This window comes from Streptomyces tendae (assembly GCF_014650435.1).
GTDB lineage: Bacteria > Actinomycetota > Actinomycetes > Streptomycetales > Streptomycetaceae > Streptomyces > Streptomyces tendae.
The window spans coordinates 162,661-187,012 of the sequence record NZ_BMUY01000006.1; the positions used below are offsets into that span (position 1 = coordinate 162,661).

17 protein-coding genes are annotated in these 24,352 nt (G+C 73.2%); 12 read left to right on the forward strand and 5 right to left on the reverse strand.

Translation table 11 applies throughout. The features are described from left to right. Nucleotides 1-62: 62 nt before the first annotated feature. Together IE258_RS17975 and IE258_RS17980 are read left to right on the forward strand one after the other, a co-directional pair. Nucleotides 63-1,187 carry a sensor histidine kinase gene (locus IE258_RS17975; protein ID WP_189744661.1) on the forward strand — a complete coding sequence of 375 codons (1,125 nt, stop codon included), beginning with the start codon at nucleotides 63-65 and terminating at the stop codon, nucleotides 1,185-1,187. Continuing rightward, nucleotides 1,184-1,858: a response regulator gene (locus IE258_RS17980; protein ID WP_189744663.1), complete on the forward strand. Its 675-nt coding sequence runs from the start codon at nucleotides 1,184-1,186 to the stop codon at nucleotides 1,856-1,858. Before IE258_RS17975 ends, IE258_RS17980 begins: the two co-directional genes overlap by 4 nt. On the opposite strand, the gene lplAB is transcribed toward IE258_RS17980, so the two are convergent. Both lplAB and IE258_RS17990 read right to left on the reverse strand, forming a co-directional pair. After that, a complete protein-coding gene (gene lplAB, locus IE258_RS17985; RefSeq protein ID WP_189744666.1) occupies nucleotides 1,855-2,919 on the reverse strand; it encodes a lipoate-protein ligase LplAB in 1,065 nt (354 codons plus the stop codon). The genes IE258_RS17980 and lplAB overlap by 4 nt on opposite strands. An 82-nt stretch (nucleotides 2,920-3,001) precedes the next feature. After that, nucleotides 3,002-3,970, reverse strand: coding sequence for a HAMP domain-containing sensor histidine kinase (locus IE258_RS17990; protein WP_189744668.1), 969 nt, complete (start codon nucleotides 3,968-3,970; stop codon nucleotides 3,002-3,004). A 115-nt stretch (nucleotides 3,971-4,085) separates the two neighbouring features. Here IE258_RS17990 and IE258_RS17995 point away from each other — a divergent pair, with 115 nt between their 5' ends. The 6 genes from IE258_RS17995 to IE258_RS18020 all read left to right on the forward strand — a co-directional run bounded on the left by IE258_RS17995 (nucleotide 4,086) and on the right by IE258_RS18020 (nucleotide 10,475). Then, nucleotides 4,086-4,856, forward strand: a complete 771-nt coding sequence (locus tag IE258_RS17995) for an AraC family transcriptional regulator (RefSeq protein ID WP_189744670.1) — start codon at nucleotides 4,086-4,088, stop codon at nucleotides 4,854-4,856. 238 nt (nucleotides 4,857-5,094) lie between these two features. After that, nucleotides 5,095-6,141, forward strand: coding sequence for an iron-siderophore ABC transporter substrate-binding protein (locus IE258_RS18000; protein ID WP_189744672.1), 1,047 nt, complete (start codon nucleotides 5,095-5,097; stop codon nucleotides 6,139-6,141). Further along, complete coding sequence (locus tag IE258_RS18005) at nucleotides 6,138-7,181, forward strand: FecCD family ABC transporter permease (protein ID WP_189744674.1); 1,044 nt, start codon at nucleotides 6,138-6,140, stop codon at nucleotides 7,179-7,181. The genes IE258_RS18000 and IE258_RS18005 overlap by 4 nt, the downstream gene beginning before the upstream one ends. Beyond that, nucleotides 7,178-8,230 (forward strand): FecCD family ABC transporter permease, encoded by a 1,053-nt coding sequence (locus IE258_RS18010; RefSeq protein WP_189744676.1) that lies wholly within the window; start codon nucleotides 7,178-7,180, stop codon nucleotides 8,228-8,230. The genes IE258_RS18005 and IE258_RS18010 overlap by 4 nt, the downstream gene beginning before the upstream one ends. Continuing rightward, nucleotides 8,227-9,087: an ABC transporter ATP-binding protein gene (locus tag IE258_RS18015; RefSeq protein WP_189744678.1), complete on the forward strand. Its 861-nt coding sequence runs from the start codon at nucleotides 8,227-8,229 to the stop codon at nucleotides 9,085-9,087. Before IE258_RS18010 ends, IE258_RS18015 begins: the two co-directional genes overlap by 4 nt. Continuing rightward, nucleotides 9,084-10,475, forward strand: a complete 1,392-nt coding sequence (locus IE258_RS18020; protein ID WP_229892191.1) for an MFS transporter — start codon at nucleotides 9,084-9,086, stop codon at nucleotides 10,473-10,475. Before IE258_RS18015 ends, IE258_RS18020 begins: the two co-directional genes overlap by 4 nt. Nucleotides 10,476-10,552: 77 nt before the next feature. Here the strand turns inward: IE258_RS18020 and IE258_RS18025 are convergent, their stop codons facing one another. Both IE258_RS18025 and IE258_RS18030 read right to left on the reverse strand, forming a co-directional pair. Beyond that, nucleotides 10,553-17,440, reverse strand: coding sequence for a glycoside hydrolase domain-containing protein (locus tag IE258_RS18025; RefSeq protein ID WP_189744680.1), 6,888 nt, complete (start codon nucleotides 17,438-17,440; stop codon nucleotides 10,553-10,555). Nucleotides 17,441-17,587: 147 nt separating this feature from the next. After that, nucleotides 17,588-18,430, reverse strand: coding sequence for a helix-turn-helix transcriptional regulator (locus tag IE258_RS18030; RefSeq protein ID WP_189744682.1), 843 nt, complete (start codon nucleotides 18,428-18,430; stop codon nucleotides 17,588-17,590). 269 nt (nucleotides 18,431-18,699) lie between these two features. On the opposite strand from IE258_RS18030, the gene IE258_RS18035 reads away from it, so the two are divergent. The 3 genes from IE258_RS18035 to IE258_RS18045 all read left to right on the forward strand — a co-directional run bounded on the left by IE258_RS18035 (nucleotide 18,700) and on the right by IE258_RS18045 (nucleotide 22,546). Next, on the forward strand, nucleotides 18,700-19,638 hold the full coding sequence (locus tag IE258_RS18035; protein ID WP_189744684.1) for an SDR family oxidoreductase: 939 nt from the start codon (nucleotides 18,700-18,702) through the stop codon (nucleotides 19,636-19,638). Between the two features lie 93 nt (nucleotides 19,639-19,731). After that, nucleotides 19,732-21,594: a gamma-glutamyltransferase family protein gene (locus IE258_RS18040; RefSeq protein WP_189744686.1), complete on the forward strand. Its 1,863-nt coding sequence runs from the start codon at nucleotides 19,732-19,734 to the stop codon at nucleotides 21,592-21,594. Nucleotides 21,595-21,700: 106 nt separating this feature from the next. Next, the gene (locus IE258_RS18045) at nucleotides 21,701-22,546 is read left to right on the forward strand and encodes an inositol monophosphatase family protein (protein ID WP_189744688.1); all 846 of its coding nucleotides are present in this window, start codon (nucleotides 21,701-21,703) and stop codon (nucleotides 22,544-22,546) included. Between the two features lie 37 nt (nucleotides 22,547-22,583). Here IE258_RS18045 and IE258_RS18050 read toward each other — a convergent pair whose 3' ends face one another. Further along, nucleotides 22,584-23,264, reverse strand: coding sequence for an NAD(P)H oxidoreductase (locus IE258_RS18050; protein WP_189744690.1), 681 nt, complete (start codon nucleotides 23,262-23,264; stop codon nucleotides 22,584-22,586). A 114-nt stretch (nucleotides 23,265-23,378) separates the two neighbouring features. Between IE258_RS18050 and IE258_RS18055 the strand changes: the two genes are divergently transcribed. After that, nucleotides 23,379-24,308 carry an AraC family transcriptional regulator gene (locus IE258_RS18055; protein ID WP_444545802.1) on the forward strand — a complete coding sequence of 310 codons (930 nt, stop codon included), beginning with the start codon at nucleotides 23,379-23,381 and terminating at the stop codon, nucleotides 24,306-24,308. Nucleotides 24,309-24,352 lie beyond the last annotated feature (44 nt).

Here is a 24,352-nt window from a genome sequence, read left to right on the forward strand (position 1 = left end):
GTAGTCCGAACGTTGTCCACAGGGCCGACGCGGCGGCCCGCCGGGACGCATAGGGTGCCGCCATGAGTGGGCGTCGGATCGATCGCGAACGGCTCGCCGACCTGGTCCTCGCGACCGTGGTCGGCGCGCTCGGCACGGCGGTCGCCGCGTTCGACGACGGCACCACGGCACTCGACCACGTGCTCGTCGTCCTCGCCTCCGCGGCGCTCGCCTTCCACCGCACCGCCCCGCGCGCGGTGCTGGCCGTCGCCACCGTCCTCGGCACGGCGTACGTCGTGCACGCGCACCCCGGCCCGCTGTCCGCGCTGCCCGTCCTGGGCGCCGTGCACACCGCGGCCCGGGTCGGCCACCGGGCCGTCGCGGCGGCCGGCAGCGCCGTGTTCCTGGCCGGCTACGTGGCCACCGGTCCCGGCACGCAGAACGCGGCCGAGCGGGCCGGACTGCTCGCCGGCTGGTTCCTGTGCGCCGTGGTGACCGGCCTCGCCGACCGGAACTGGCAGGCGTACCTGCGCCAGACCGAACAGCGCGCCCTGGAGGCGGAGCGCACCAGGGAGGAGGCGGCCCTGCGCCGCGCGGGGGAGGAACGGCTGCGGATCGCCCGCGAGTTGCACGACTCGCTGACGCACAGCATCTCCATCGTCAAGCTCCAGGCGGGCGTCGCCGTCCACCTGGCGCGCAAACGCGGCGACGAGGTGCCGCCCGCGCTGCTCGCCATCCAGGAGGCGAGCGGCGAGGCGATGCGCGAGCTGCGCTCCGCCCTCCAGGTGCTGCGCGCCGACGAACCCGCCGGCACCCCTGCCCTGCTCGTCGAGCGGGCCCGCGCGGCCGGCCTCGCCGTCGACCTGACCGTCACCGGGGACGAGCGCCCGCTGCCCCGGGCACTCGACCGCGCCGCCTACCGCATCGTGCAGGAGGCCCTCACCAACGCGGCCCGACACGCCGGACCTGCGAAGGTGCGGGTCCGCATCGACTACGGCACGCCGAACACGCGGGACTCCACGAGGGAGTTGACCATAGAGGTGGACGACGACGGAGCCGCCGATCCGGCCCGGCCGCCGGTTTCGGGCACCGGCCTGACCGGCATGCACGAACGGGTGAGCGCACTCGGCGGCACCCTGCGCGCCGCCCCGCGCGCGGAGGGCGGCTTCTCGGTGCGCGCACGTCTCCCGCTGGGCGAGACGGCATGAGCGGCGTCGTCCGGGTCGCGCTCGTCGACGACCAGGCACTGATGCGGGCCGGTTTCCGGGCGCTGCTCGACGCCGAGGACGGCATCGAGGTGGTCGGCGAGGCCGCCGACGGGGAAGAGGGCGTGGCGCTGGTGCGGGCCCAGGTGCCCGACGTGGCGCTGGTCGACGTGCAGATGCCGGTGATGTCGGGCATCGAGGCGACCCGCCGGATCGCCGCCGACCCGGCCCTCGCCGCCGTACGCGTCGTCATCCTCACCAACTACGGACTGGACGAGTACGTCTTCGAGGCGCTGCGGGCCGGGGCGAGCGGCTTCCTCCTCAAGGACACCGAGCCCGCCGACCTGCTCCAGGCCATCGACGTGGTGGCGCACGGCGAGGCGCTGCTCTCCCCGTCGGTCACCCGCACGCTGATCGGCGAGTTCGTCGCCCGGCCCCCGGACCGGACCACCGCGCCCGGCCTGGACTCCCTCACCCGCCGGGAACGCGAGGTCACCGCGCTCGCCGCGCGCGGCCTGAGCAACGAGGAGATCGCCGCCCACATGGTGATCAGCCCGCTGACCGCCAAGACGCACATCAGCCGCGCGATGACCAAGCTGGGCGCCCGCGACCGCGCCCAACTCGTGGTCTTCGCCTACGAGTCGGGCCTGGTCGCGGTGCGCCGCGGAACCTAGGGCACCCGGGCGGTCCAGTCGGCGGAGGAGAACTTCTCGCGCGCCAGCCCGGTGGCCCGGGTCAGCTCCTCGTCCGTCACCTTGCCCTGGGTCAGCCCGTACCGCCCGGCGAAGGAGGAGATCATCCGCTCGATCACGGCACCGCGCGCCAGTCCGGTCTGCCGGCGCAACGGGTCCACCCGCTTCTTCGCGGACTTCGTGCCCTTGTCGGACATCTTCTCCCGCCCGATCCGCAGCACCTCGAGCATCTTGTCCGCGTCGATGTCGTACGACATGGTCACGTGGTGCAGTACGGCGCCCGGACCGCCCCCCGGGCCCACGACGCGCTTCTGCGCGGCGCCCGCGATCTTGCCCTGGTCGGTGGCGATGTCGTTCAGCGGCTGGTACCAGGCACGGATGCCCATCTCGCCGAGCGCGCCCAGCACCCAGTCGTCGAGATAGGCGTAGCTGTCCTGGAACGAGAGGCCCTGCACCAGCGCCTCCGGCACGGACAGGGAGTAGGTGATCGTGTTGCCGGGCTCCACGAACATCGCGCCGCCGCCGGAGATCCGGCGCACCACCTCGATGCCGTGCCGGGCGGCGCCCTCGGGGTCCACCTCGTTGCGCAGCGACTGGAAACTGCCGATGATCACCGCCGGGGCGCCCCACTCCCACACCCGCAGCGTCGGCGGACGCCGGCCCGCCGCGACCTGAGCGGTCAGCACCTCGTCCAGGGCCATGTGCAGCGCCGGGGCCTGCGGCCCCTCGTGGATGAGCTGCCAGTCGTAGTCGGTCCAGTCCGTGGCGTGCGCCAGCGCGCGGCGCACGGCGATACCGATGCCCTCCGAGGTCAGCCCGTACATGACGGTGCCCTCGGGCACGGCCGCGTCGATCCGCGCGGCGAGTCCCGCCGCGTCGGTGTCCGCCGGGGCGCCCTCCAGCGCGCGGTTCACGGCGTCCAGCGCCTCGTCCGGTTCCAGGAAGAAGTCGCCCGCCACGCGCACGTGCCGCAGCACGCCGCCCTCGGCCTCCACGTCCACGACGACCAGCTTGCCGCCGGGGATCTTGTACTCACCGTGCACCGTTCCGCCTCCGTTCCGCATCCGGCGACAACAGCGCGCCCGGCCGGTGTGTTCCCGCGCGGCCGCGTGCCGGTGCGGCCGGTCACCCGGTCGGGGCGGCCACCCGGTCGCCGACGGGCACGGTCAGCCGCACCTCGGTGCCGCCCCCGCGCGCCGGGCCGACGACGAGGTCGGCCCCGATCAGCAGCGCGCGCTCCCGCATGCCGCGGATCCCGGCGCCCTCGGCGTCCTCGCCCGAGCCGTCGAAGCCCCGGCCGTCGTCGCGCACCCGCAGCTCGACGGCGTCGCCCGCCCGCTCCAGGGTGAGCCGCACCAGGCGGCCGCCGGAGTGCCGGGCCGCGTTGGTCAGGCCCTCCTGCGCCACCCGGTAGAGCACCAGGTCCGCGTTGTCGCCGAGGGCGGGCAGACCGGCGGCGATGTCGTGGCGCACGGTCAGCGAGGGCCCGGTGAACTCGTCCGACAGCGACCTCAGGGCGCTGGACAGGCCCAGCTCCTCCAGGACGCCGGGGAGCAGGCGGCGGGCGATGCGGCGGATCTCGTCCAGGCTGGCCCGGGTCGTCTCCTGCACCTGCGCGAGCTGCTCACGCACCTCGTCGGGCGCCTGGTCCGCGACCCGCTTGAGGTCCAGCAGCACGGCGGCGAGGGTCTGCCCCACCTCGTCGTACAGCTCCTGCGCGACCCGGTGCCGTTCCGACTCCTGCGCGCTCAGCGTGCGGGCGGCGCTCTGGGCGCGCTCGGCCTCCAGCCGGTCGAGCATGGTGTTGAAGGTGGTGATCAGTGCGGCGATCTCGCCGTCGCCGTCGGCCTTCGGACGCACCCGGGGCCGCAGCAGGTCGGTCGTGGTCATGGCGTGCGCGAGCCGGCGCAGCGGCCCGAGGCCGACCCGCAGCAGCAGGACGTTGGCGACCAGGATCACCACCAGGCCCGCCGTGAGGATCGCGGCCTCGGTGAGCAGGACGGGCGTCGACACGGTGACCGGTCCCAGCAGCAACGCGGTCGCGGCGATCAGCACGACCGAGTTGAACAGGGAGATTCTCCAGAACAGGGGCACCGCAGCAGCGTCGGCGACGCACGGCGCGGGCGTCCATCGGTTCGCACACCCATTTCCGGCCCGCACCACCACCTACCGGCAGGACGGCCCGCCCGCGCCGATTAGCCTGGGCCGCATGCGTGTCACCAGGGAACTGCCGGCGCTCGCCGCCGGCGAGGTGGACGTCTCCTTCGTGACCAAGGCGTACGAGGAGGTCGTCGCCACCGACACGGCCTGGAACGAGCACTCCCACCCGTGGCACGAACTGCTCTGGAACGCGCAGGGCGCGTCGACCGCCGTGGTCGGGTCGCAGGTCTGGTGCATCACACCGACGCTCGGCCTGTGGATGCCCGCCGGGCAACTGCACTCGGCCTCCGCCGTCGCCGGCACCTCCTACCGCGCCCACTTCTTCCGGCACGGCACGGTCTCGGCACTGCCCGACGAGCCGGTGGCCGTGGACATCACCCCCCTGCTCGGGCTGCTCCTCGACCGGCTCGGGGAGCCGGACCTGCCGCCGCGCTCCCGGGACGTCACGGAGGCCATGGTGCTCGACGTCCTGCGGCCCGCACCCAGGGCGCTGCTGGTGCAGCTGCCCACGTCCGCGCTGCTGCGGCCGATCGTGGAGGCGGTCCGGTCCGACCCCTCCGACCAGCGCACCCTGACCGGCTGGGCCACCGCCCTCGACTGCAGCGCGCGCACCCTGACCCGGGCCTTCCGGGCCGAGACGGGCACGAGCTTCGCCCGCTGGGTCGCCTCGGTACGGGCCCAGCACGCCGTGCACCTGCTGGCGCGCGGGTTCGAGGTCGAGGTGGTGGCCGACGCGGTGGGCTACCGCTCGGCGAGCGCCTTCGGAGCGGCCTTCCGGCGGACCACGGGGACCACCCCGGGCCGGTTCCGGGCGCGCTGAGAGCGGTCGGGCGCGGGGACCGGTGTCCCGATCGCTACAAGGGCTGTCAGGAAGGCTCGATTGATACGGGTGCGTCGGCTCCCTAATCTGAGCGGGAGCCCAGGTAAGCCTTACCTAACCAATCTGTCCGGCTCGCGTCGTCCGGCTCTGCCGTCCGGCTCCGGTCGTCCGGCTCTGCCGTTCGGCTCCGCCTGCCCGACTCCCCGTGCCCAACTCCCCGAAAGTGAATACCGGGTCGATGAGAACACCCCGCCTTCGCGTACTCGCCCTCGCGGCGGCCCTCCTGCTCGGCCTCACCGCCTGCGGTGGCCAGGACGACGACTCCAAGGCCGACGGCGGCGCCGCCGCGGCCGACGCCCCCGGGCAGTTCCCCGTGACCATCAAGCACGCGCTCGGCACCACCGTCGTCCCCGACAAGCCGAAGCGCGTCGCCACCGTCAACTGGGCCAACGACGAGGTGCCGCTCGCCCTCGGTGTCGTCCCCGTCGGCATGGCCAAGGCCAACTTCGGCGACGACGACGGCGACGGCGTACTGCCCTGGACCGAGGACCGGCTCAAGGAACTCGGCGCCAAGACACCGGTGCTGTTCGACGAGACCGACGGGATCGACTTCGAGGCGGTGGCCGACACCCGGCCCGACGTCATCCTCGCCGCGTACTCCGGGCTGACCGCGCAGGACTACGAGACCCTCAGCGAGATCGCCCCCGTGGTGGCCTACCCCGAGGCCGCCTGGGCCACCCCGTGGCGCGACATCATCCGGCTGAACAGCAAGGCCATCGGCCTCGCCGACGAGGGCGACGAGCTGATCGGCGAGCTGGAGGGGCAGATCACCGAGACGGTCGCCAAGTACCCCCGGATCAAGGGGAAGTCGGCGATGTTCATGACCCACGTGTCCTCCAAGGACGTCAGCGAGGTCGGCTTCTACACCACCCACGACACCCGCACCCAGTTCTTCACCGACCTGGGCATGAAGATCCCGGCCAGCGTCTCGGGACCGTCGAAGGACACCAGGAAGTTCGTGCTCACCAAGAGCGCCGAGCGCATCGACGACTTCAACGACGTCGACATCGTCACCGGCTACGGCGACGACAAGGGCGAACTGCTCAAGGCCCTCAAGAACGACCCGCTCACCTCCAAGCTCACCGCCGTCAAGCAGGGCTCGCTCTACCTGCTCCCCGGCAGCACCCCGCTGGCCACCGCCGCCAACCCCACCCCGCTGTCCATCCCGTACGTCCTCGACGACTACGTGAAGGCGCTCGCCGCGGCCGCGGACAAGGCCGCGTGACCGCCACCGGGACCCTGCGCGCGCCGAACGCCCTCCCCATACGGCGTTCGGCGCGCGTGCGCGTGACATGGCTCCTCGTCCTCGCGGCGGTCCTGCTCGTCGTCATGACCGCCTCCCTCGCCCTCGGCTCCCGCGACGTCGCCTGGTCCGACGTGTGGGCGGCGCTCGGCGGGGCCGACCACACCCTGGAGGAGGCGGCGGTCGCCAAGCGCATCCCGCGCACCCTCCTGGCCGTCGTCGTGGGCGCCGCCCTGGGGCTGTCCGGCACCGTCATGCAGGGCGTCACCCGCAACCCGCTCGCCGACCCCGGCATCCTCGGCGTCAACATGAGCGCCTCGCTGGCCGTGGTCGTCGCCATCGCCCACTTCCAGCTCGCGTCGGCGGCCGGCTACGTCTGGGTCGCGATGGGCGGGGCCGCACTGACCGCCGGATTCGTCTACGCCGTCGGCTCACTGGGCCGCGGCGGCGCCACCCCGCTGAAGCTGGCCCTGGCCGGCGCCGCCATCTCGGCCGCGCTCGCCTCGCTGGTCAGTGCGGTCGTCCTGCCGCGCAACGACATCTCCGACACCTTCCGGCTGTGGCAGATCGGCGGCGTCGGCGGCGCCTCCTACGGGCAGCTCGGCAGCGTGGTGCCCTTCCTCGCCGCCGGGTTCGTGCTCTGCCTCGCCAGTGCCCGTGCCCTCAACTCCCTGGCCCTGGGCGACGACCTCGCGGCCGGGCTCGGCGAACGGGTGGCCCTCGTACGGGCCGTCGCGGCGCTCGGCGCGGTCGTGCTGTGCGGCGCGTCCACCGCCGTCGCCGGACCGATCGCCTTCGTCGGCCTCCTGGTGCCGCACACCTGCCGTCTCCTGGCCGGCGTCGACCACCGCTGGCTCCTGCCGCTGTCCGCACTGGGCGGTGCCGTGCTGCTCACCGCCGCGGACGTGGTGGGGCGGGTCGTGGCGCGGCCCGCCGAGATCGACGTCGGCATCCTGACCGCGATCCTCGGCGCCCCCTTCTTCATCCACATCGTCCGCCGACAGAAGGTCAGATCCCTGTGAGCGCCCCCGCCGTCGACGCCCCGTCCACGCTGCGGACCGTCACCCGCACCCGCGTCCGCGGCGCCCTGCGGCGACGGCTGATCGTCCTGGCCCTGCTGGTCCTCGTCGCCGCCGCCTTCGTCACCTCCCTCATGGCCGGGCACACCTTCTACCCGGCCCACGACGTGCTGCGCGTGGTCATGGGGGAGGACGTGCCGGGCGCCTCCTTCACCGTGGGAAGACTGCGACTGCCGCGCGCGGTGCTCGCGCTGAGCGCCGGCTTCAGCTTCGGCCTGGCCGGCGTCACCTTCCAGACCATGCTCCGCAACCCGCTCGCCAGCCCCGACATCATCGGCATCAGCGCGGGCGCGAGCACCGCCGCCGCCATCGCCATCGTGATCTTCTCGCTGGGCGGGACCGAGGTGTCGGTCGTGGCGATCGCCGCCGCGCTCGGGGTGGCGCTGCTGGTGTACACCCTCGCCTTCCGCGACGGGGTGGCCGGCACCCGGCTCATCCTCATCGGCATCGGCGTCTCCGCCCTGCTCGACAGCGTCACTTCCTACGTCCTGTCGCAGGCCGGCGAGTGGGACCTCCAGGAGGCGATGCGCTGGCTCACCGGCAGCCTCAACGGCACCACCTGGGACGAGACCGTGCCCACCGTCCTCGCGGTGCTCGTGCTCGGCCCGGTGCTGCTGTCCCGGGCCCGCAGCCTGAGCGCCCTGAGCCTCGGCGACGACACGGCGTCCGCGCTCGGCGTCCGCGTCGAACGCACCCGCGTCGTCGTGATCGTCGCCGCCGTCGGGCTGATCGCGTTCGCGACGGCCGCCGCGGGACCGATCGCCTTCGTCGCCTTCCTCTCCGGCCCGATCGCCGCCCGGCTGGTGGGGACCGGCGGCTCCCTGCTGGTCCCCGCGGCACTGGTCGGCGCCCTGCTCGTCCTCGTCGCCGACTTCACCGGCCAGTACGCCTTCGACACCCGCTATCCCGTGGGCGTCGTCACCGGCGTCCTCGGCGCGCCCTACCTCGTCTACCTGATCGTCCGCACCAACCGGGCCGGAGGCTCACTGTGACCGCGTCCCACACCCTGTCCACCGAGGACCTCACCCTCGGCTACGGCGACCGCGTCGTCATCGAGGGCCTCGACCTGACCCTCGCGGCCGGTCGGATCACGGTCATCGTCGGCGCCAACGCCTGCGGCAAGTCGACGCTGCTGCGCTCCATGTCCCGCCTGCTCGCCCCGCGCGCCGGACGCGTCGTCCTGGACGGCAGGGAGGTGCACCGCACCCCGGCCAAGGAACTCGCCAGGACCCTCGGCCTGTTGCCCCAGTCGCCGGTCACCCCCGAGGGCATCACCGTCCTCGACCTGGTCGGCCGGGGCCGCCACCCGCACCAACGCGCCTTCTCCCGCTGGACGGCGAAGGACGACGCGGCCGTCGCCGCCGCGCTGGAGGCCACCCACACCACCGACCTGATGGACCGCGCCGTCGACGAACTCTCCGGCGGCCAGCGCCAGCGGGTGTGGATCGCCATGGCGCTGGCCCAGCAGACCGACCTGCTGCTGCTCGACGAACCGACCACGTTCCTCGACATCAGCCACCAGATCGAGGTCCTCGACCTGCTCACCGACCTCAACCGGTCGCGCGGCACCACCATCGTCATGGTCCTGCACGACCTCAACCTCGCCGCCCGCTACGCGGACCGGCTCATCGCCCTGGCGTCCGGCGGACTGCACGCCGCCGGCAGCACCGCCGAGGTGATGACCGAGGACACGGTACGGACCGTCTACGGCATGGAGAGCCGTGTCATCGAGGACCCGGTCTCCGGCAGGCCCCTCGTCCTGCCGATCGGACGCCACCACACGACGGCCGCCGCGACCGCGGGCAGCACCCCCTCGGCCGCCGCCGGACACCACGAAGCAAGGCCATGACCACGAAGCTCACCGCGCTGCTGCCCGACCTCGCTCCCTGGCGGACCTCCCGGGACTTCCGCCTCCTGTGGGTGCAGGGGCTGGTCACCTACCTCGGGAGCGTGATGGCGCTGATCGCGCTGCCGCTCCAGATCAAGGAGCTGACCGGCTCCCCGCTGGCCGTCGGCGTCATGGGCGCCGTCGAACTCGTCCCCCTGGTGGTCTTCGGGCTCTACGGCGGGGCGCTCGCCGACGCCGTGGACCGGCGCAGGGTCATCGTGCTCACCGAGGCGGGCCTGGGGCTCCTGGCCGCGGTCCTGCTCGTGAACGCACTGCTGCCCAGCCCCGTGCTCTGGCCGCTGTACGTGGTCGCGGGCGGGGTCGCCGCACTCGCCGGACTGCAACGGCCCGCACTGGACTCGCTGCTGACCCGGATCGTGCCGCACGGCCAACTGGCCGCCGCCGCGGCGCTGAACGCCCTGCGCTGGCAGGCCGGCGCCATCGCCGGACCCGCGCTGGCCGGCCTCGTGGTCGCCTACGCGGGCAACGTCCCCGCGTACGCCACCACCGTGGTCTGCTTCTGCGCCTCGGTCCTGATGTGCCGCCGGCTCTCGCCGGTGCCGCCCGTCGAGCACGCGGCCAAACCATCCCTGCGCGGCATCGCCGAGGGCGCCCGGTACGCCTGGTCGAGACCCGTCCTGCTGGGCACCTACGCGATCGACCTGGCGGCGATGCTCTTCGCCTTCCCGAACACCATCTTCCCCTTCCTCGCCGACGAAATCGACGCCGACTGGTCGCTCGGCCTGATGTACTCGGCGGGGGCAGTCGGCTCGCTGGTGGTCAGCCTGACCAGCGGCTGGGTGTCCCGAACCCGGCGCCACGGCCTGCTGGTGGTGTTCGGCGCGACCGGCTGGGGGCTGGCCATCGCGGCGGCCGGCTGGACCGCGCAGGTCTGGCTGGTGCTGGCCTGCCTCGCGCTGGCGGGCGCCGGGGACATGCTCAGCGGCCTGGGCCGCACCACCATCTGGAACCAGACCATCCCCGACCGGCTGCGCGGGCGGCTCGCGGGCATCGAGGTCCTCTCGTACAGCATCGGGCCCCAGCTCGGCCAGGTCCGGGCCGGCGCGATGGCCGGCTGGACCGGAGCCCGCCCCGCGGTCTGGACCGGCGGGGTGGCCTGTGTGGCGGCCGTGGGACTGCTCACCGCCGCACTGCCCGGGCTCGTCGGTTACGACGCCCGCACCGACGAGGACGCCCTGCGCCGCGCCGGGGAGGGCAACGGACCTCGGGCCGCGGAGGGCAACGGACCTCGCACCGAGCAAGGCGACCGGCCCCACACCGAGCAAGGCGACCGGCTCCGCGTCGAGGAAGGCGAAGGACCCCGCCCCGAGGCACCGATCCCGACGTGAGAACGGCGGACCGCCGCCGTCACGGAACAGTGCCGTGACGGCGGCGGTCCACGTCGATCCGCTCCGGGCGACCCGGCTCACTTCAGGGCGTGTTCCCACTCCCGGGCCGACGACCAGAGACCGCCACCGCCGGGTGCCGTCCCACGGTCGGCGTCCCAGCCCCCGCCCGGCCCGTGCGGATGCTGCCGCTCCGCCGCCCGGAACCCGACCGTGTAGGTGCGGGAGAACGCGCCGTTGGCCGAGGTCACCGTGATGGTGCGGGCGGTGAACCCGCGCTCGGACGACGAGACCGTGGAGCTGCCCACCGTCACCTTCACCCGCGCGCCCGGCGCGGCCGCCACGGCACCGACGGCCGGGATCCGCTTGTTCCGCGGCCAGTCCACGACGTACGTGGACACCTCGGGATCGAACCCGTCGAGCGCCACACCCCCCACGGTGATCGCGGAGGCGTCCGCGACGCTCGCCTTCGTGGCGTCGGGGGAGTTGGTCACCGTGACCGATCCGTCGGCGTTCACGACCACGTCCGCCGCCATCGCCGCCGCCAGGTTGATGCGCTGCCAGGCCGGCCCGCCGGACGCGCTGAGGTCGAGCGGGTACCCGGAGTCCGTCGCGGTCTGCTCCAGGACCTGGGTGCGCTGCTCGGGGGTGAGGTCCGGAAAGGCGGTGATCAGCAGGGCCGCCGCGTCGGAGGGCGCGTCGAGGGTCTGCCCGGCCTTGCCGGTCCGCGAGAACCCGTAGGTCAGGCGCTGCGTGTACCGGTCGACCTGCTGCGCCGTGCTCAGCCCGGCGTAGGGCTCGCCCGCGCAGTCCGTGAGGGTGTCGCCGTAGCCCTCCTCCTCGCACCGCGCGAGCAGTACGTTCTCGATCTCGGTGTGGGCCTGCCGCAGCAGCTTCTCGAACTCGGGGTCCGCCCAGCGGTGCGCCACCGTGGCCTGCGCGGTGACGCGGCCGCCCATGACGTCGAGCGGGTAGTGGAACCCGAGGACGATGCGGTTGTCCCCGTACTCGGAGGTGCGCGCGAGGATCGACGGCGCCAGGTCGGGCAGCAGCGTGGCGAGTATGGTCCCGGCCTCGTAGCCGCCGTAGGTGTGACCGCTCGGGTACGAGCCCTGGCCCGCCAGGCCGCTGTAAGAGCTGTCCTCGGACTCGTAGATCGCGCCGCCGTCCCCGGCGAAGCCGAGCCGCACGTACGGGCGCAGGTACTGGTAGTGGTTCTTCGCCGCGTCGTGGGTGTCGAGTTTCTCGGTGACGCGGGAGAACAGCGCCCCGGTCTTGGGCAGTCGGCCTTCCTTCAGAGCCGCGCTGTACAGCGGGCCCAGCCGGGAGCCGAGGCCGTCGGCCATCGTGACGGTGGCGCTGTTGGACGCGTCCACCTCGGCCCGGTCGACCTGCTCCCGCGTCGCCGCGTGGTTGATGCCGACGGTGATCCTGTCGTTCTCGGCCGTGAGTGAAGTGCCTCCGGTCCACTTCTCGTTGGCGCCGAGAGTGCCGGAGCCCAGGTCGTCGAAGCCGCCGAGGAGCCGGTTGAAGTAGTCGCTCCCGTCGTCGGTCGCGGGCCAGGAGTCCGACGCGTAGGCGGCGTCGAGCACGTCGTCCGGGAAGGGGGACGGCTCGTAGTCCGCCGGGTCGGATGCGGTGGCGGCCGAGGTCGCGGCCGCCGTGCCGGGGTCGTCGGAGCTGCCGGCCGGGGTCACCGCGGTGACGGTGGCGGTGTGGGCCTTCGCACCGCCGGCCGACGTGAGCAGCGCGGTGGAGCTGGTGCCGGACACGTACGCGGTGGTTCCGTCGTCGAGGGCCACCGTGTAGCCGACGACCGGGAAGCCGCCGTCGCCGGCCGGCCGCCAGCTCACCCGGACCCGCTCGCCGTCGGTGACCACGCCCGTGACGGTCGGAGCCTGCGGTCTGGCGTCACCCGTGACGACGGGCTGGGTCGCCGCGCTCCAGGGGGAGTCGCCGAGGGCGTTCACCGCCCGGACCCGCGCCGAGTACGACGCGCCGTCCTTCAGCCGGGTGAACACCGTGCTCCGGCTGTCCGGATCGGCGATCTCGACCTGGTGGCCGCCGAGCGTGACCTCGTACCCGGTGACCGGCGAACCGCCGTCGTCCTCGGGCGCGGACCAGGTGACCTTCACACTGGTGCCGGACGAGGTCGCGGACACCGCGCCGGGTGCGGCCGGCACCGTCCTGCGCTTCGTGGTGAGCGCGGACCTGGCGCGGTCGAGGGCCGCGTACCGTTCGCCGAGGGTGCGGTCCGTGGCCGAGTCGTCGGCCAGGGCCGTCTTCGCCGCGGTGAGCGCCGTGGTGAACGCACGCCACGAGGACTCCGTGTACCGCTCGTCGGCGAGGGCGGACGCGGTGTCGACCAGGTTCTCCAGCTTGAGTCTCGGCAGCGGCAGCAGCTGGTTCGCGGCCAGGGTGAGGCTCCGGGTCCGCAGGTCGACCTCCAGCTGCGTCGCGTCCCCGGCGTCGAGGAGGGCTCGGGCGGCGGCGAGTTCGCGCCGGAAGACGCCGAAGTCGATCGTGCCGTACCGGTCCGCGTCCTCGGCGAGGCCCTCGTACTGCTCGACCGCCTTCCGCAGCGCGGACGGGTCCGTCTGGGCGGGCGGCTCGACGTGGTCGAAGGTGATCCGGCCGAGGTTGGCCACGTAGGGGTGCGAGGAGTCCGCGTTCGTCGTCAGCCGCAGGTGCACGGAGTGCGTGCCGGTGATCCCCTTCGGCAGGGTCAGGCTGGTCGTCCCGCCCGACGACCACGAGCTGCCGGTGACCGGCAGGGGCACGGTCGCCTGCGGCGTGCCGGGGGCGTCCGCGTCGAAGGAGTCCAGGTAGAGCTGGACGGCGGAACCGGTGCCGCAGCGGGCGGAGTTGTTGACGTAGGTGAGGGTCACGGTGTTCTTGGGCGAGTCACCGAAGTCGATGTCGCCGTAGTCGAGCCAGGCGCCGTCGTAGGTGCCGCCGAGGCTGGTGGCGGAGCCCGCGTCGCTCCAGGTGGCCGGCTCGCTCTTGAGCCCGCCGCCGCTGCTGCCCTTGAACGCCGTGGCGTCGAACACCACCGGGGCGTCCGCCTGGCGCGTCAGGGCGAGCGAGTACACGTTGGCGACGTAGGGCTGCGCGTCGGTCTGGGTGCTGGAGACGAAGACCGCGAACACGTCCTGGGCACCGCCGAAGGTGTCCGGGTCGAGCCGTACGCTCGTGGTGCCCACGGTCCCCCAGCCCGAGCCGGTGTAGTCGAGGGGGATCTCGACGGCCGTCGGGCCGTCCTTGGCGCCCAGGCGCAGTTCGATGTGCGAGTCCGACGCCGCCCGGGAGCGGGGCTTGTCGTAGCCGACGGTGACGGTGTCGGCGCCGTCACCGAGGTCGGTGTCACGCCACTGGGCCCACGCGCCGTTCGTCACGTTCTCGAAGAGCCCGCCGGAGAGCTTCAGCGGGAGCGAACCGCCGCCGGTCGCGGTGGTGTTCGCCGCGGTCAGCGTGGCGAGGGTCGTGGTCGGGGAGGACGACGGGGCGTCCTGGGGCGAGAACTGGTACCAGTCGAAGTTCGACACCCACTGCCGCCCCGAGGGGGCGTGGAAGACGAAGGTCGCGCTCGACGCGTCCAGCAGCGCCTGAGGGTCGGTGACGGCCGCCTGGACGGTGGTGTAGTACTGCCAGCCGCCGGTCCCCGGCAGGGACACGGTGGCGACGACGGGTCCATCGGCGTCCCCGGCGTGGATGGCCACGCTGCTCGGCTCCGCCGTCGTGGCCTGCGAGTTGGCGTAGCGCACGGAGACGCTCCGCGGGGCGACCCCGCCGAAGTCGAGGCCCGTGTACTGCTCCCAGGCGCCCTCGGTGACGCCGCCGAGGTCGCCGTCCGAGTAGTACGCCTCCTTCACGAGGCTGGGGCCCTCCATCCGGTCGGGGTCCTCGGCCTGGAGCACGGCGTAACCGCCCTCGTCCAGGGTGAGCGCGTCGATCGCGGACCGCAGTGCGTCGTGGGCCGCCATGAGGGTGCCGGTCGGCGAGGCGGGGTCCGCGAGGACGGTCCGCGCGCGTTCCAGGGCCGTCCGGAAGATGCCGTAGGAGCCGTCGGAGTAGTTGCCCTCGCGCACCAGGGACGCCTCGTCGGCGAGGGCGGCCAGGCTTGCCCGGTGCACCGCCGCGGCCGAGACGCGCAGCGGGTCGGTCACGGACACGCCGGTGCCGGTCACCGTGGAGGCGGGGATGCCGCGCGGGAAGGCCCGGTCGCCGAAGGCGATGCCGAGCCGCGCGTCGGTCCTGGTGGAGCCGGTGAGTTTCAGCGAGGCCGTGCGCCTGCCGGTGACCCTGAGGTCGGCCTCGACGCCGTCCGGGAGGCCGGTCACGCTCGCCGCGCCGCTCCGGGTGAGGCTGGTCCCCTTGCGCGCGGCGAACGACGCCCGGCCGGACAGCCGAAGCTCGATGCTGTCCTCGACGGTGCCGTCGGCGGCGGTGTCGACGGTCTCGGGGCGGGCGGAGACGACGGTCGTACCCTTGCCCGGCCCGGTGCCGCCGTCACCGTCGTCGCCCGAGTCGGTGTTCAGCGAGTACGCGGGCTCGGTGCGGGAGCCCCAGGACGACGGCTTGGCGCCCATGTCGAACGTCAGGGTGCCGCCGGCGACGATCTGCGAGTAGTCGAGCCACGTGTTGGAGAAGCGCTTGCCGTTGAGCGTGGCGCGCTGCACGTAGTAGTTGCTCGGCGAGACTCCGTCGGCCTCGACGGTGAACTCGGCGCCGCCCGCGTAGCGGATCGTCGTCGAGTCGAAGAACGGGCTGCCGATCTGGAACTGGCTGGAGCCCGCGGTCACCGGGAACAGCCCGAGGGCGGCGGCGACGAACATGGTCGACATGGTGCCGGCGTCGTTGTCCATGGTCGGCAGGAAGCCGTCCGGGGCCAGTTCGTAGACCTTGGTCTTCACCGGCGGCCTGAACTCGCCGCCCGAGCTGGGCGCTTCGTTCGTGGAACCGGTCGCGATGTACCGGTTCCAGGTCTCGCCCGTGTAGATGGCGCGCACCCACTTCTGCGTCAGGCTCGGCTCGCCGACGTAGTTGAAGAGGTAGGGGGCCTGGAGGTCGATCTCGTTGGCGTTGGAGTGCAGCATGGTCGAGCCGTCGTCGGCGTCGGAGTCCTCGCCGAACGTGTGCCGGATCGCGGCCCGGCCGGCCTTCTCACCGCCCATGGCCTCGATGAGGCCGCCCATGTCGTAGGCGTCGTACCAGTGGTACTGCCACAGGGTGCCCTGGTAGAGCCTGGCCTCCTCGAACTTCTCGTAGTCGACGCCCTGCCAGTCGCCCGCGCCGTCGCGCGGGGTGAGCAGGCCGACCTCGGTGCCGTCGGCGGCGGTCCAGGCGCCGGGCTTGACCAGGTTGTCGATCGCCATCGTCGCCTGCTCGCGCAGCTTCTCGGCGTCCGCGTCCTCGCCGAGCGCGTCGGCGATGACGGACAGCGCCCACTGGTCGTAGCCGCGCTGCACCGTCGTACCGGGGTCACCGGCGACGTAGCCCTGCCGCAGCTGCGTCCCGGTGTAGTACCCGGTGTACGACTTCAGCGCCGGGTACGCCTCGTCGAGCCGGTCGAAGTCCTTGAACCCCTTCGACAGCGCGTCGGCGATCACCACCGCCGAACGCTCCCAGCGCACGGTCGGCACCGAGTGGGTGAGGCTGCCCAGACTCTTGCCCGAGGCGTGCGCGTCGGCGAAGAGGACGACCGCGGACTGCACCATGTCCCGGTAGGTCGCCGGGTCGATGTACGCCTCCACGGAGTACTTGCGGAAGTCGTCCCAGGTGGACCAGCCGTCGTAGTACGTGAAGCCGTTCGCCTTGTGCACCGCGCCGTCCACGCCGCGGTAGGTGCCGCTGGTGCTGGTGGCGTTCACCGGCAGGGCGTACATGCGGTACAGGTGCGTGTAGAACTGCTTGGTGAGCGTCGAGTCGGGGTCGGCCTTCTTCGATGCCTTCACCGCGACGGCGCCCAGCGTGCGGTTCCAGTCCGCCTTCGTCTGCGCGCGCACGTCCGCGAAGCTGCGGCCCGCCACCTCGTTGTGCTGGTCGGTCGCGGCCTGTTCGGCGCTGATCGGAGACAGGGTGATGCGCAGCTCGATGTCGTTGCCGTCGGCCTCGTCGAAGCCCAGCACGGCGCCCGTGTCGGTGCCGTCCTGTGCGGTCGCCCCGCTCAGCGTGCCGTCGTCGTCCCAACTGCGCAGCGAGGTCACGGGGACGTTCGTGGTGGCGTAGTAGTACAGGCGGTACGAGGCGCCGTTGAAGGACCCGGCCACGAGCCCGCTGATCGCGGTGGTGCCGTCCTTCAGCTTCGTCGTTTCCAGGGTCGAGCGGGTGCGGCTGGTGAAGTTGTTGGCGAGGTCGAGGACGAGCTGGGGCTTCGCTCCCGCGGGGAAGCCGTACCGTTCGAGCGCCGTGCGGGTCGTCGCGGTCATCTCGGCGTCGATGGTCCCGGCGGGGGACCCGAGTCCCACCCGGTAGGAGCCGGGCGACGCCGACTCGTCGTCGTGGCTGTAGGGGTGCGCGTAGGTGCTCGTGGCCGGGCGCCCGTCGTACTGCTGCGAGGTCGGGACGACCAGCAGGTCGCCGCCGCCGCCCGAACCGCCCACGCCGTCCAGGTTCGTGGCGGTGAACCCGGCGATGTGGTCCTCGTTGTAGTCGTACCCCGAGTGATTGCGGCCCGGGGTCGTCATCGGGTTGACCTTGGCCAGGCTGTGCGGCGCCTGGGCGCCGGGGAGGTCGTTGCCGTCGTCGCCCGCGGTGGACACGAACGGGTCGACGAGCTTCGTGTAGTCCGTCCCGCCGGACGCCGCGTCGGCCGCGGCGGAGGGCTTGGCGACGGGTGCGGCGACGGCGGTGCCGCCGCCGGTCAGCGCGGCCAGGCCGAGTGCCCCGGCGAGCACCGCGGCGACCGTGGTCCGCAGGGCTCGGGGGCTGGAGGACCGTATCGGCGGTCTCTTGGATCTGTCAGGCATGACGAGCACGGACCCTTCCCGTTTGGACAACGTTGTCAATCGACACCCGAGACGTGCGTCCCGGGCAAACGCCTCCGCCATCACATAGGGAGAAGTCATACAACGGGGAAACGGAGTTCGTACAGAGCCTTCGCGTACGCGGTGCGGTCAGCCGACCGGCTGGGCGCCGATGACGGACAGCAGACGCAGCTTCTCGTGGCTCTCGGTGCCGGGGGTGGCGGTGTAGACGAGCAGGAGGTGCGACTGGTCGGGGTCGAGCAGCGTCTGGCAGTCCAGCTCGAGGAGACCGACCTCGGGATGGCGGAAGCGTTTCACCCGGCCGGGACGGACGCCGACCTCGTGCGTGTCCCACAGGGTGCGGAACTCCTCGCTGCGCTCAAGGAGGAGTTCGGCGTAGTGGGCGGCCCGGGAGCCGGGACCCCGCACCGTGACGACCTGGCGCAGTCCGGAGGCGAACATGCGGGAGAGCAGGGCGTGGTCCTCCGGCGCGTACAGGGCACGGGTGGCCGGCAGGGTGAACCAGCGGAAGCCGATGCTGCGTTCCGGCCCGGTGAAGGTGGTGGTGTCGCCGGTGAGGGCGACGCCGAGCGGTGTCTGACGCAGGGTCTCCCCGAGCTCGGTGACGATCTCGGCGGGGGTGTCGGCCAGGCGGTCGAGGATGCGCAGCAGACCCGGGCCGACGTGCTCGCCGGCCGAGCCGCGCACGGGCGGGTTGTGCCCGGCCAGGCGGAACAGGTGGTCGCGCTCGTCCAGGGACAGGTGCAGGCCCTGGGCGATCGAGGCGGCCATCTGGGCCGAGGGCTGCGGGCCGCGCTCCCGTTCCAGGCGCGCGTAGTAGTCGGTCGACATGTGGCACAGCGCCGCGACTTCCTCCCGCCGCAGACCACTGGTCCTGCGCCGCGGTCCCCGCGGGAGTCCGACGTCCTCGGGCTGCAGCAGCTCCCGCCGGCGCCGCAGGAACGCGGCGAGCCCGCTCCGGTCGATCTCCATGAGGCCCTCTCCTCTTGTGCCGCTTTCCCCACCCCTTTCTATCGCCGCCGCGGCGGCCCAGCCACGGATCGCCGATCCCCCCTTACGGCGCCCGGCGCGTCCGCCGACTGCCCGGAAACCGGCACCGACCTGCGTAAAGGACACGGGACAGCCCTGTCCTCGGCCGCGCGATCAGGGGATCGGCAGGCCCTGCATCCCGTCGCCGGATCCGGTCACCGTGGAAGAGACGACACGACGAGGGAAGCAACGACACCCCCAGGAGCCAGCTCATGTCACGTACCGACTTCGACATCACCGTCCCCGATCTGACCGGCCGGCGCGCGGTCGTCACCGGTGCGAGCGACGGCCTCGGGCTCGGCATCGCCACCCGCCTCGCCGCCGCCGGTGCGGAGGTGCTCCTGCCGGTCCGCAACCCGCGCAAGGGCGAGGCGGCGCTCGACGCGATCCGGGCGCGGGTACCCGCAGCGGAGGTCTCCCTGCGCACGCTCGACCTGTCCTCGCTCACCTCGGTGGCGGAGCTGGGCGAGACCCTGCTGGCGGAGGACCGCCCGATCCACCTGCTCGTCAACAACGCCGGTGTCATGACGCCGCCCGCGCGGCAGACGACCGCGGACGGGTTCGAGCTGCAGCTCGGCACCAACCACCTCGGCCACTTCGCCCTCGTCGCCCGCCTGCTGCCGCTGCTGCGGGCCGGCCGGGCGCGGGTGACCTCGCAGATCAGCGTCGCGGCCAACCGGAACGCCGTCAACTGGGACGACCTGAACTGGGAACGCTCCTACGACGGCATGCGCGCCTACAGCCAGTCGAAGATCGCGTTCGGCCTCTTCGGCCTGGAACTCGACCGCCGCAGCGCGGCCGGTGACTGGGGCATCACCAGCAACCTGTCCCACCCGGGCGTCGCCCCCACCAACCTGCTGGCCGCCCGGCCCGAAGTGGGCCGCGCCCAGGACACCCTGGGCGTGCGGGTCATCCGCGTCCTGTCCGCCCGCGGCATCCTCCTCGGCACGGTCCGCACCGCGCAGCTCCCCGCGCTGTACGCCGCCACGTCGCCGCAGGCCGAACGCGGGGCGTTCTACGGCCCGGGCGGCCCGGGACGGCTGGGCGGCCCGCCCGCGCGGCAGAAGCTCTACAGCCGCCTGCGGAGCACCGACGACGCCCGCCGGATCTGGGCCCGCTCCGAGGAACTGACCGGGCTGCGCTGCGCCTGACGGCGGGGCCCGCACCGCGGAGCACGGCATTCCCCCGCGGCCGTTTCTGATGTTGGATGGACCGACCGGAGTACCCGAACACCGAGGTCGCACATGCCGTTCACGACTCGTCCCACCCTCCAGGGCACCTTCGGCATGGTGTCCTCCACCCACTGGCTGGCCTCGCAGTCGGCCATGGCGGTGCTGGAGGACGGGGGCAACGCCTACGACGCCGCCGTGGCCGGAGCCTTCGTGCTGCACGTCGTCGAACCGCACCTCAACGGACCCGCCGGAGAGGTACCGATCCTGCTCGCGCCGGCGGGCGGCGAGGTGCGGGTGCTGTGCGGGCAGGGCGTGGCACCGGCCGGGGCCACGGTCGCGCACTACAAGGGGCTCGGACTGGACCTCGTGCCCGGCACCGGACCGCTCGCCGCGGCCGTGCCCGGAGCCTTCGACGCCTGGCTGCTCCTGCTGCGCGACCACGGCACCAGGTCACTGGCCGAGGTGCTGAAGTACGCCGTCGGCTACGCCGAGCACGGGCACGCCCCCGTGGAGCGCGTCGCGGAGACCGTCGAGACCGTCCGGGAGCTGTTCGAGACCGAGTGGACGTCCTCCGCCGAGGTCTATCTGCCGGACGGCCGCCCGCCCCGCCCCGGCGAGCTGCTGCGCAACCCGGCCCTCGCCGCCACCTGGAAGCGGCTGCTGGCCGAGGCGTCCGAGGCGGCGGCCAAGGAAGGGAGCCGGGAGGGAATCCGGGAGGCGGAGATCGACGCGGCCCGGGAGATCTGGCGCTGCGGGTTCATCGCCGAGGCCCTCGTACGGCAGGCCGGCCGGCCCACCCTGGACACCAGCGGCGAACGCCACACCGGCACGCTGACCGCCGCCGACCTCGCCGGCTGGTCCGCCCACTACGAGGCCCCGGCGACGTACGACTGGAACGGCTGGACGCTGTGCAAGGCCGGACCCTGGAGCCAGGGCCCCGTCCTGCTCCAGCAGTTGGCGCTGCTCCCGCCCGAACTGCCCGCCTACGGCCGCGCCGACTACGTCCACCTGCTGGTCGAGGGCTGCAAGCTGGCCATGGCCGACCGGGAGGCATGGTACGGCGACGCGGACAGCGCGGACCGGGTGCCGCTCGGCGACCTGCTGTCGCCGGAGTACAACGCGCGGCGGCGCCGACTCGTGGGCGACAAGGCGTCCTTCGAACTGCGGCCCGGCGCACCCGGCGGGCGCACCCCGCGGCTCAGCGCGCACGCGCTCGTCGCGGCCGTGGAGGGGGAGGGTCTGGACGCCCTCGGGGTCGGCGAGCCGACGGTCGCCAAGAGTCCTACGTCCCCGGTGCCGGGGGAGCCGGACGTCGCCGCCGACGGGGGGACCCGCGGCGACACCTGCCACCTCGACATCGTGGACCGCTGGGGCAACATGGTCTCGGCCACGCCCAGCGGCGGCTGGCTCCAGTCCAACCCCGTCGTGCCCGAACTGGGCTTCCCGCTCGGCACCCGGCTCCAGATGACCTGGCTGGAGGAGGGCCTGCCCAACTCGCTCACGCCGGGCCGCCGCCCGCGCACCACGCTCACGCCGTCCATCGCCCTGCGCGACGGGGTGCCGGTCATGGCCTTCGGCACCCCCGGCGGCGACCAGCAGGACCAGTGGCAGACGCACTTCTTCCTGGCCGTGGCGCTGCGGTCACGGGTGCGCGGCGGACTCGACCTCCAGGGCGCGATCGACGCCCCGAACTGGCACAACGACAGTTTCCCCGGGTCCTTCTTCCCGCGCGGCATGCGGGCGGGCTCCGTCACCGTGGAGTCCCGGATGCCGGCGGAGGTGGTCGAGGAACTGCGGCGGCGCGGGCACGACGTGACGGTGGGCGAGGCGTGGTCGGAGGGCCGGCTCTGCGCCGTCGCGCGGGACCCGGAGACGGGCGTGCTGTCGGCGGCGGCCAACCCGCGCGGCATGCAGGGGTACGCGGTCGGCCGCTGAGCGTCCACCGACACCCACCGACGCCCGCACCGGGTGTTCGTGGCGATTCCACCCGGAGTACACCGCCCGGGTGGGGATTGTCAGTGGCGCGTGCTCTCATGGAGCCATGATCGAGAACAACGAAACCATCGACGAGTTTCTCGCCCGGTACACCGACGACGTGGAGGAAGCCGTCCGCAAGGCGGCCGCGCAGGAGATCGTGCCGCGCTGGCGCCGGCTCGCGGCACACGAGGTCGACCAGAAGGCCGGCCCGCACGACCTGGTGACGGACGCCGACCGCAAGGCCGAGCTGTACCTCACCGAGGCCCTGGCCCGCCTGCTGCCGGGCTCCGTGGTGGTCGGCGAGGAGGCGGTGCACGCGAACCCCGCGTCGTACGGGGCGATACGCGGCGAGGCACCGGTGTGGATCGTCGACCCGGTCGACGGGACCCGGCAGTTCGTGCGCGGCGAGGAGGGCTTCTGCACACTGGTCGCGCTGGCCCACCACGGAGTCGTGCACGCCTCCTGGACCTACGCCCCCGCCGACGACCGGCTCGCCACGGCCGTACGGGGGCGGGGCGCCTTCCTGGACGGCGAGCGGCTGTACGCGGGACCGCCCGAGCCCGGCCGCGAGCTGCGGGTCGCCACGTCCCACCCGGACTACACGACGGACGAGCAGAAGCGCGACCTGCTCGCCCTGCGCACCCCGGGCGTGGCCCCCCGTCCCTGCGGCTCGGCCGGCCTCGAGTACCTGGCCGTCGCCCGCGGCGAGTCGGACGCCACCGCCTTCTCCTGGGAAGCGGCGTGGGACCACGCGGCCGGTCTCCTCCTGGTCGAGGAGGCGGGCGGCACCCACCTGACCCGCACCGGCGAGCCGTTCCGCATCACCGGGGGCAACGAACTGCCGTTCACCGCCGCCCGCGACGCGGCCACGGCCCGCCAGGTGGTGGCGCTGCTGGTGGGGGAGGCATGATCCCCGGCGTCGACCCCCGCCCTGATCCCCGGCGCCGTCAGGCCGCCACCCCCTCCGCGGCGAGGAACTTCTCCACGAACTCCCGCGCGCGGCGGTCGAAGTCCGCGTACTGCGCCTCCCGCTCGGCGCCCGTGACCGCGTCGCCGACCAGCAGGTTGCCCGCGGCGTCGACGCGCTGCGGGCGATCCTCGGCGTCGGTGAGCAGGCCGACGGCCGAGTGGGCGAAGCCGCAGTAGTAGGCGATGCCCTCGTTGAGACCAGCCTCCAGGTGCGACCGCATCCCCTCGGTGATCGGATCGTCGGCGGTGGCACCGGCCAGGCCCAGCCACAGCATGCGCTTGCCCGCGAGGCGCGGCTTGCTGCGGCCGTAGGCGAAGCCGTAGTTCCACACGCGGTCGATCCACCCCTTGAGGATGGCCGGCACACTCTGCCAGTACACCGGGAAGACGGCGACGACCACATCGGCGTCGAGGACGCGCCGCATATGGGCGTGCGCCTCGTCCGAGTACGCCTTCTCGCGGTCGCCCCAGTCCGGCTGGTCCGCCGCGTTCATCCGCGGGTCGAAGCCCTCGGCGTGCAGGTCGAGCAGGTCGACACGGTATCCGGCGGCCTCCAGCCGGTCGGCGCTGCGGCGGGCGGTGTGCGCGGTGAGGGAGTCGGCACGGTGGTGCGCGACGACCACGAGGGCGGTCCTGGCCTGGCTGCTGTGCTGCGTCACGGGGTCTCCCGGCTGGTCTCGGTTCGTTGCGACGAGCCCAGTACAGCCCCGGCCGAGTAGATGATCCATGGGAGAAACTCTGGAAAACATGCGTCATCGTCTACGGTGGTCGGCGTGGATCCCTTGAGTTCCCTGCTGAGCGGCATCCGGGCCGAGGGCTCGGTCGTCAGCCACGCCGTACTGACGGCGCCCTGGACCATCCGCTTCACCGACGGGGCGCCCCTCACCATGGTCAGCGTGCTGCGCGGCGGCGGCACCCTGCTGCTGCCCGACGGGACCCGAAGGGCGGTCGGCGCGGGTGACACGGCCGTCGTGCGCGGCCCCGAGCCGTTCCTCCTCGCGGACCGGCCCAGCACGGTCGACCGCCCGCACGCCGAGTACGAGATCGCGTGTTTCACGGATGCCGAGTGCACCGCCGAGGACCTCGGCGGCATCCGCTGGGGCACCGACCCGGACGGACCGACCGCGCTGATCGTGGGCGCCTACCGCGCCTCGGGCCACCGCCACGAGCGGCTCCTGCGCGCCCTGCCGCGGATCCTGGTCGTCAACGAGGACGCCGAGGTCTGCGCCTGGCTGGAGACCGCCGCCGCCGACGCCGCGCGGCTCCCGGCCGGTTCCCAGGCGCTCATGGACCGGCTCCTCGACTGGGCCCTGGTGTGCACGCTGCGCACCTGGTTCGACCGGGCCGGTGCCGACGCCCCGGGCTGGTACCGCGGTCTGGCCGACCCGGTCCTCGGACCCGCGCTGCACGCCTTCCACGACCGGCCCGCCCAGCCCTGGACGGTCGCCTCGCTCGCCGGTCGGGCGGGCGTCTCGCGGGCCCTGTTCGCCAAGCGCTTCACCGAGGTGATGGGCCGCCCGCCGCTGGCCTACCTCACCGAGTGCCGGATGGCCGACGCCGAGGCGCTGCTGACCGACACCGACCTCAGCATCGCCCGGATCGCCAGGTCCGTCGGCTATGCCGACGCCTTCGGCTTCAGCGCCGCCTTCAAACGCCACAAGGGCCTCAGCCCCAGCACCTTCCGCGCCGCGGCGGCCGCCTGAACGCCGGGTACGGCACCGGGCGCGTGCCTCGCCCACCCGCGCCC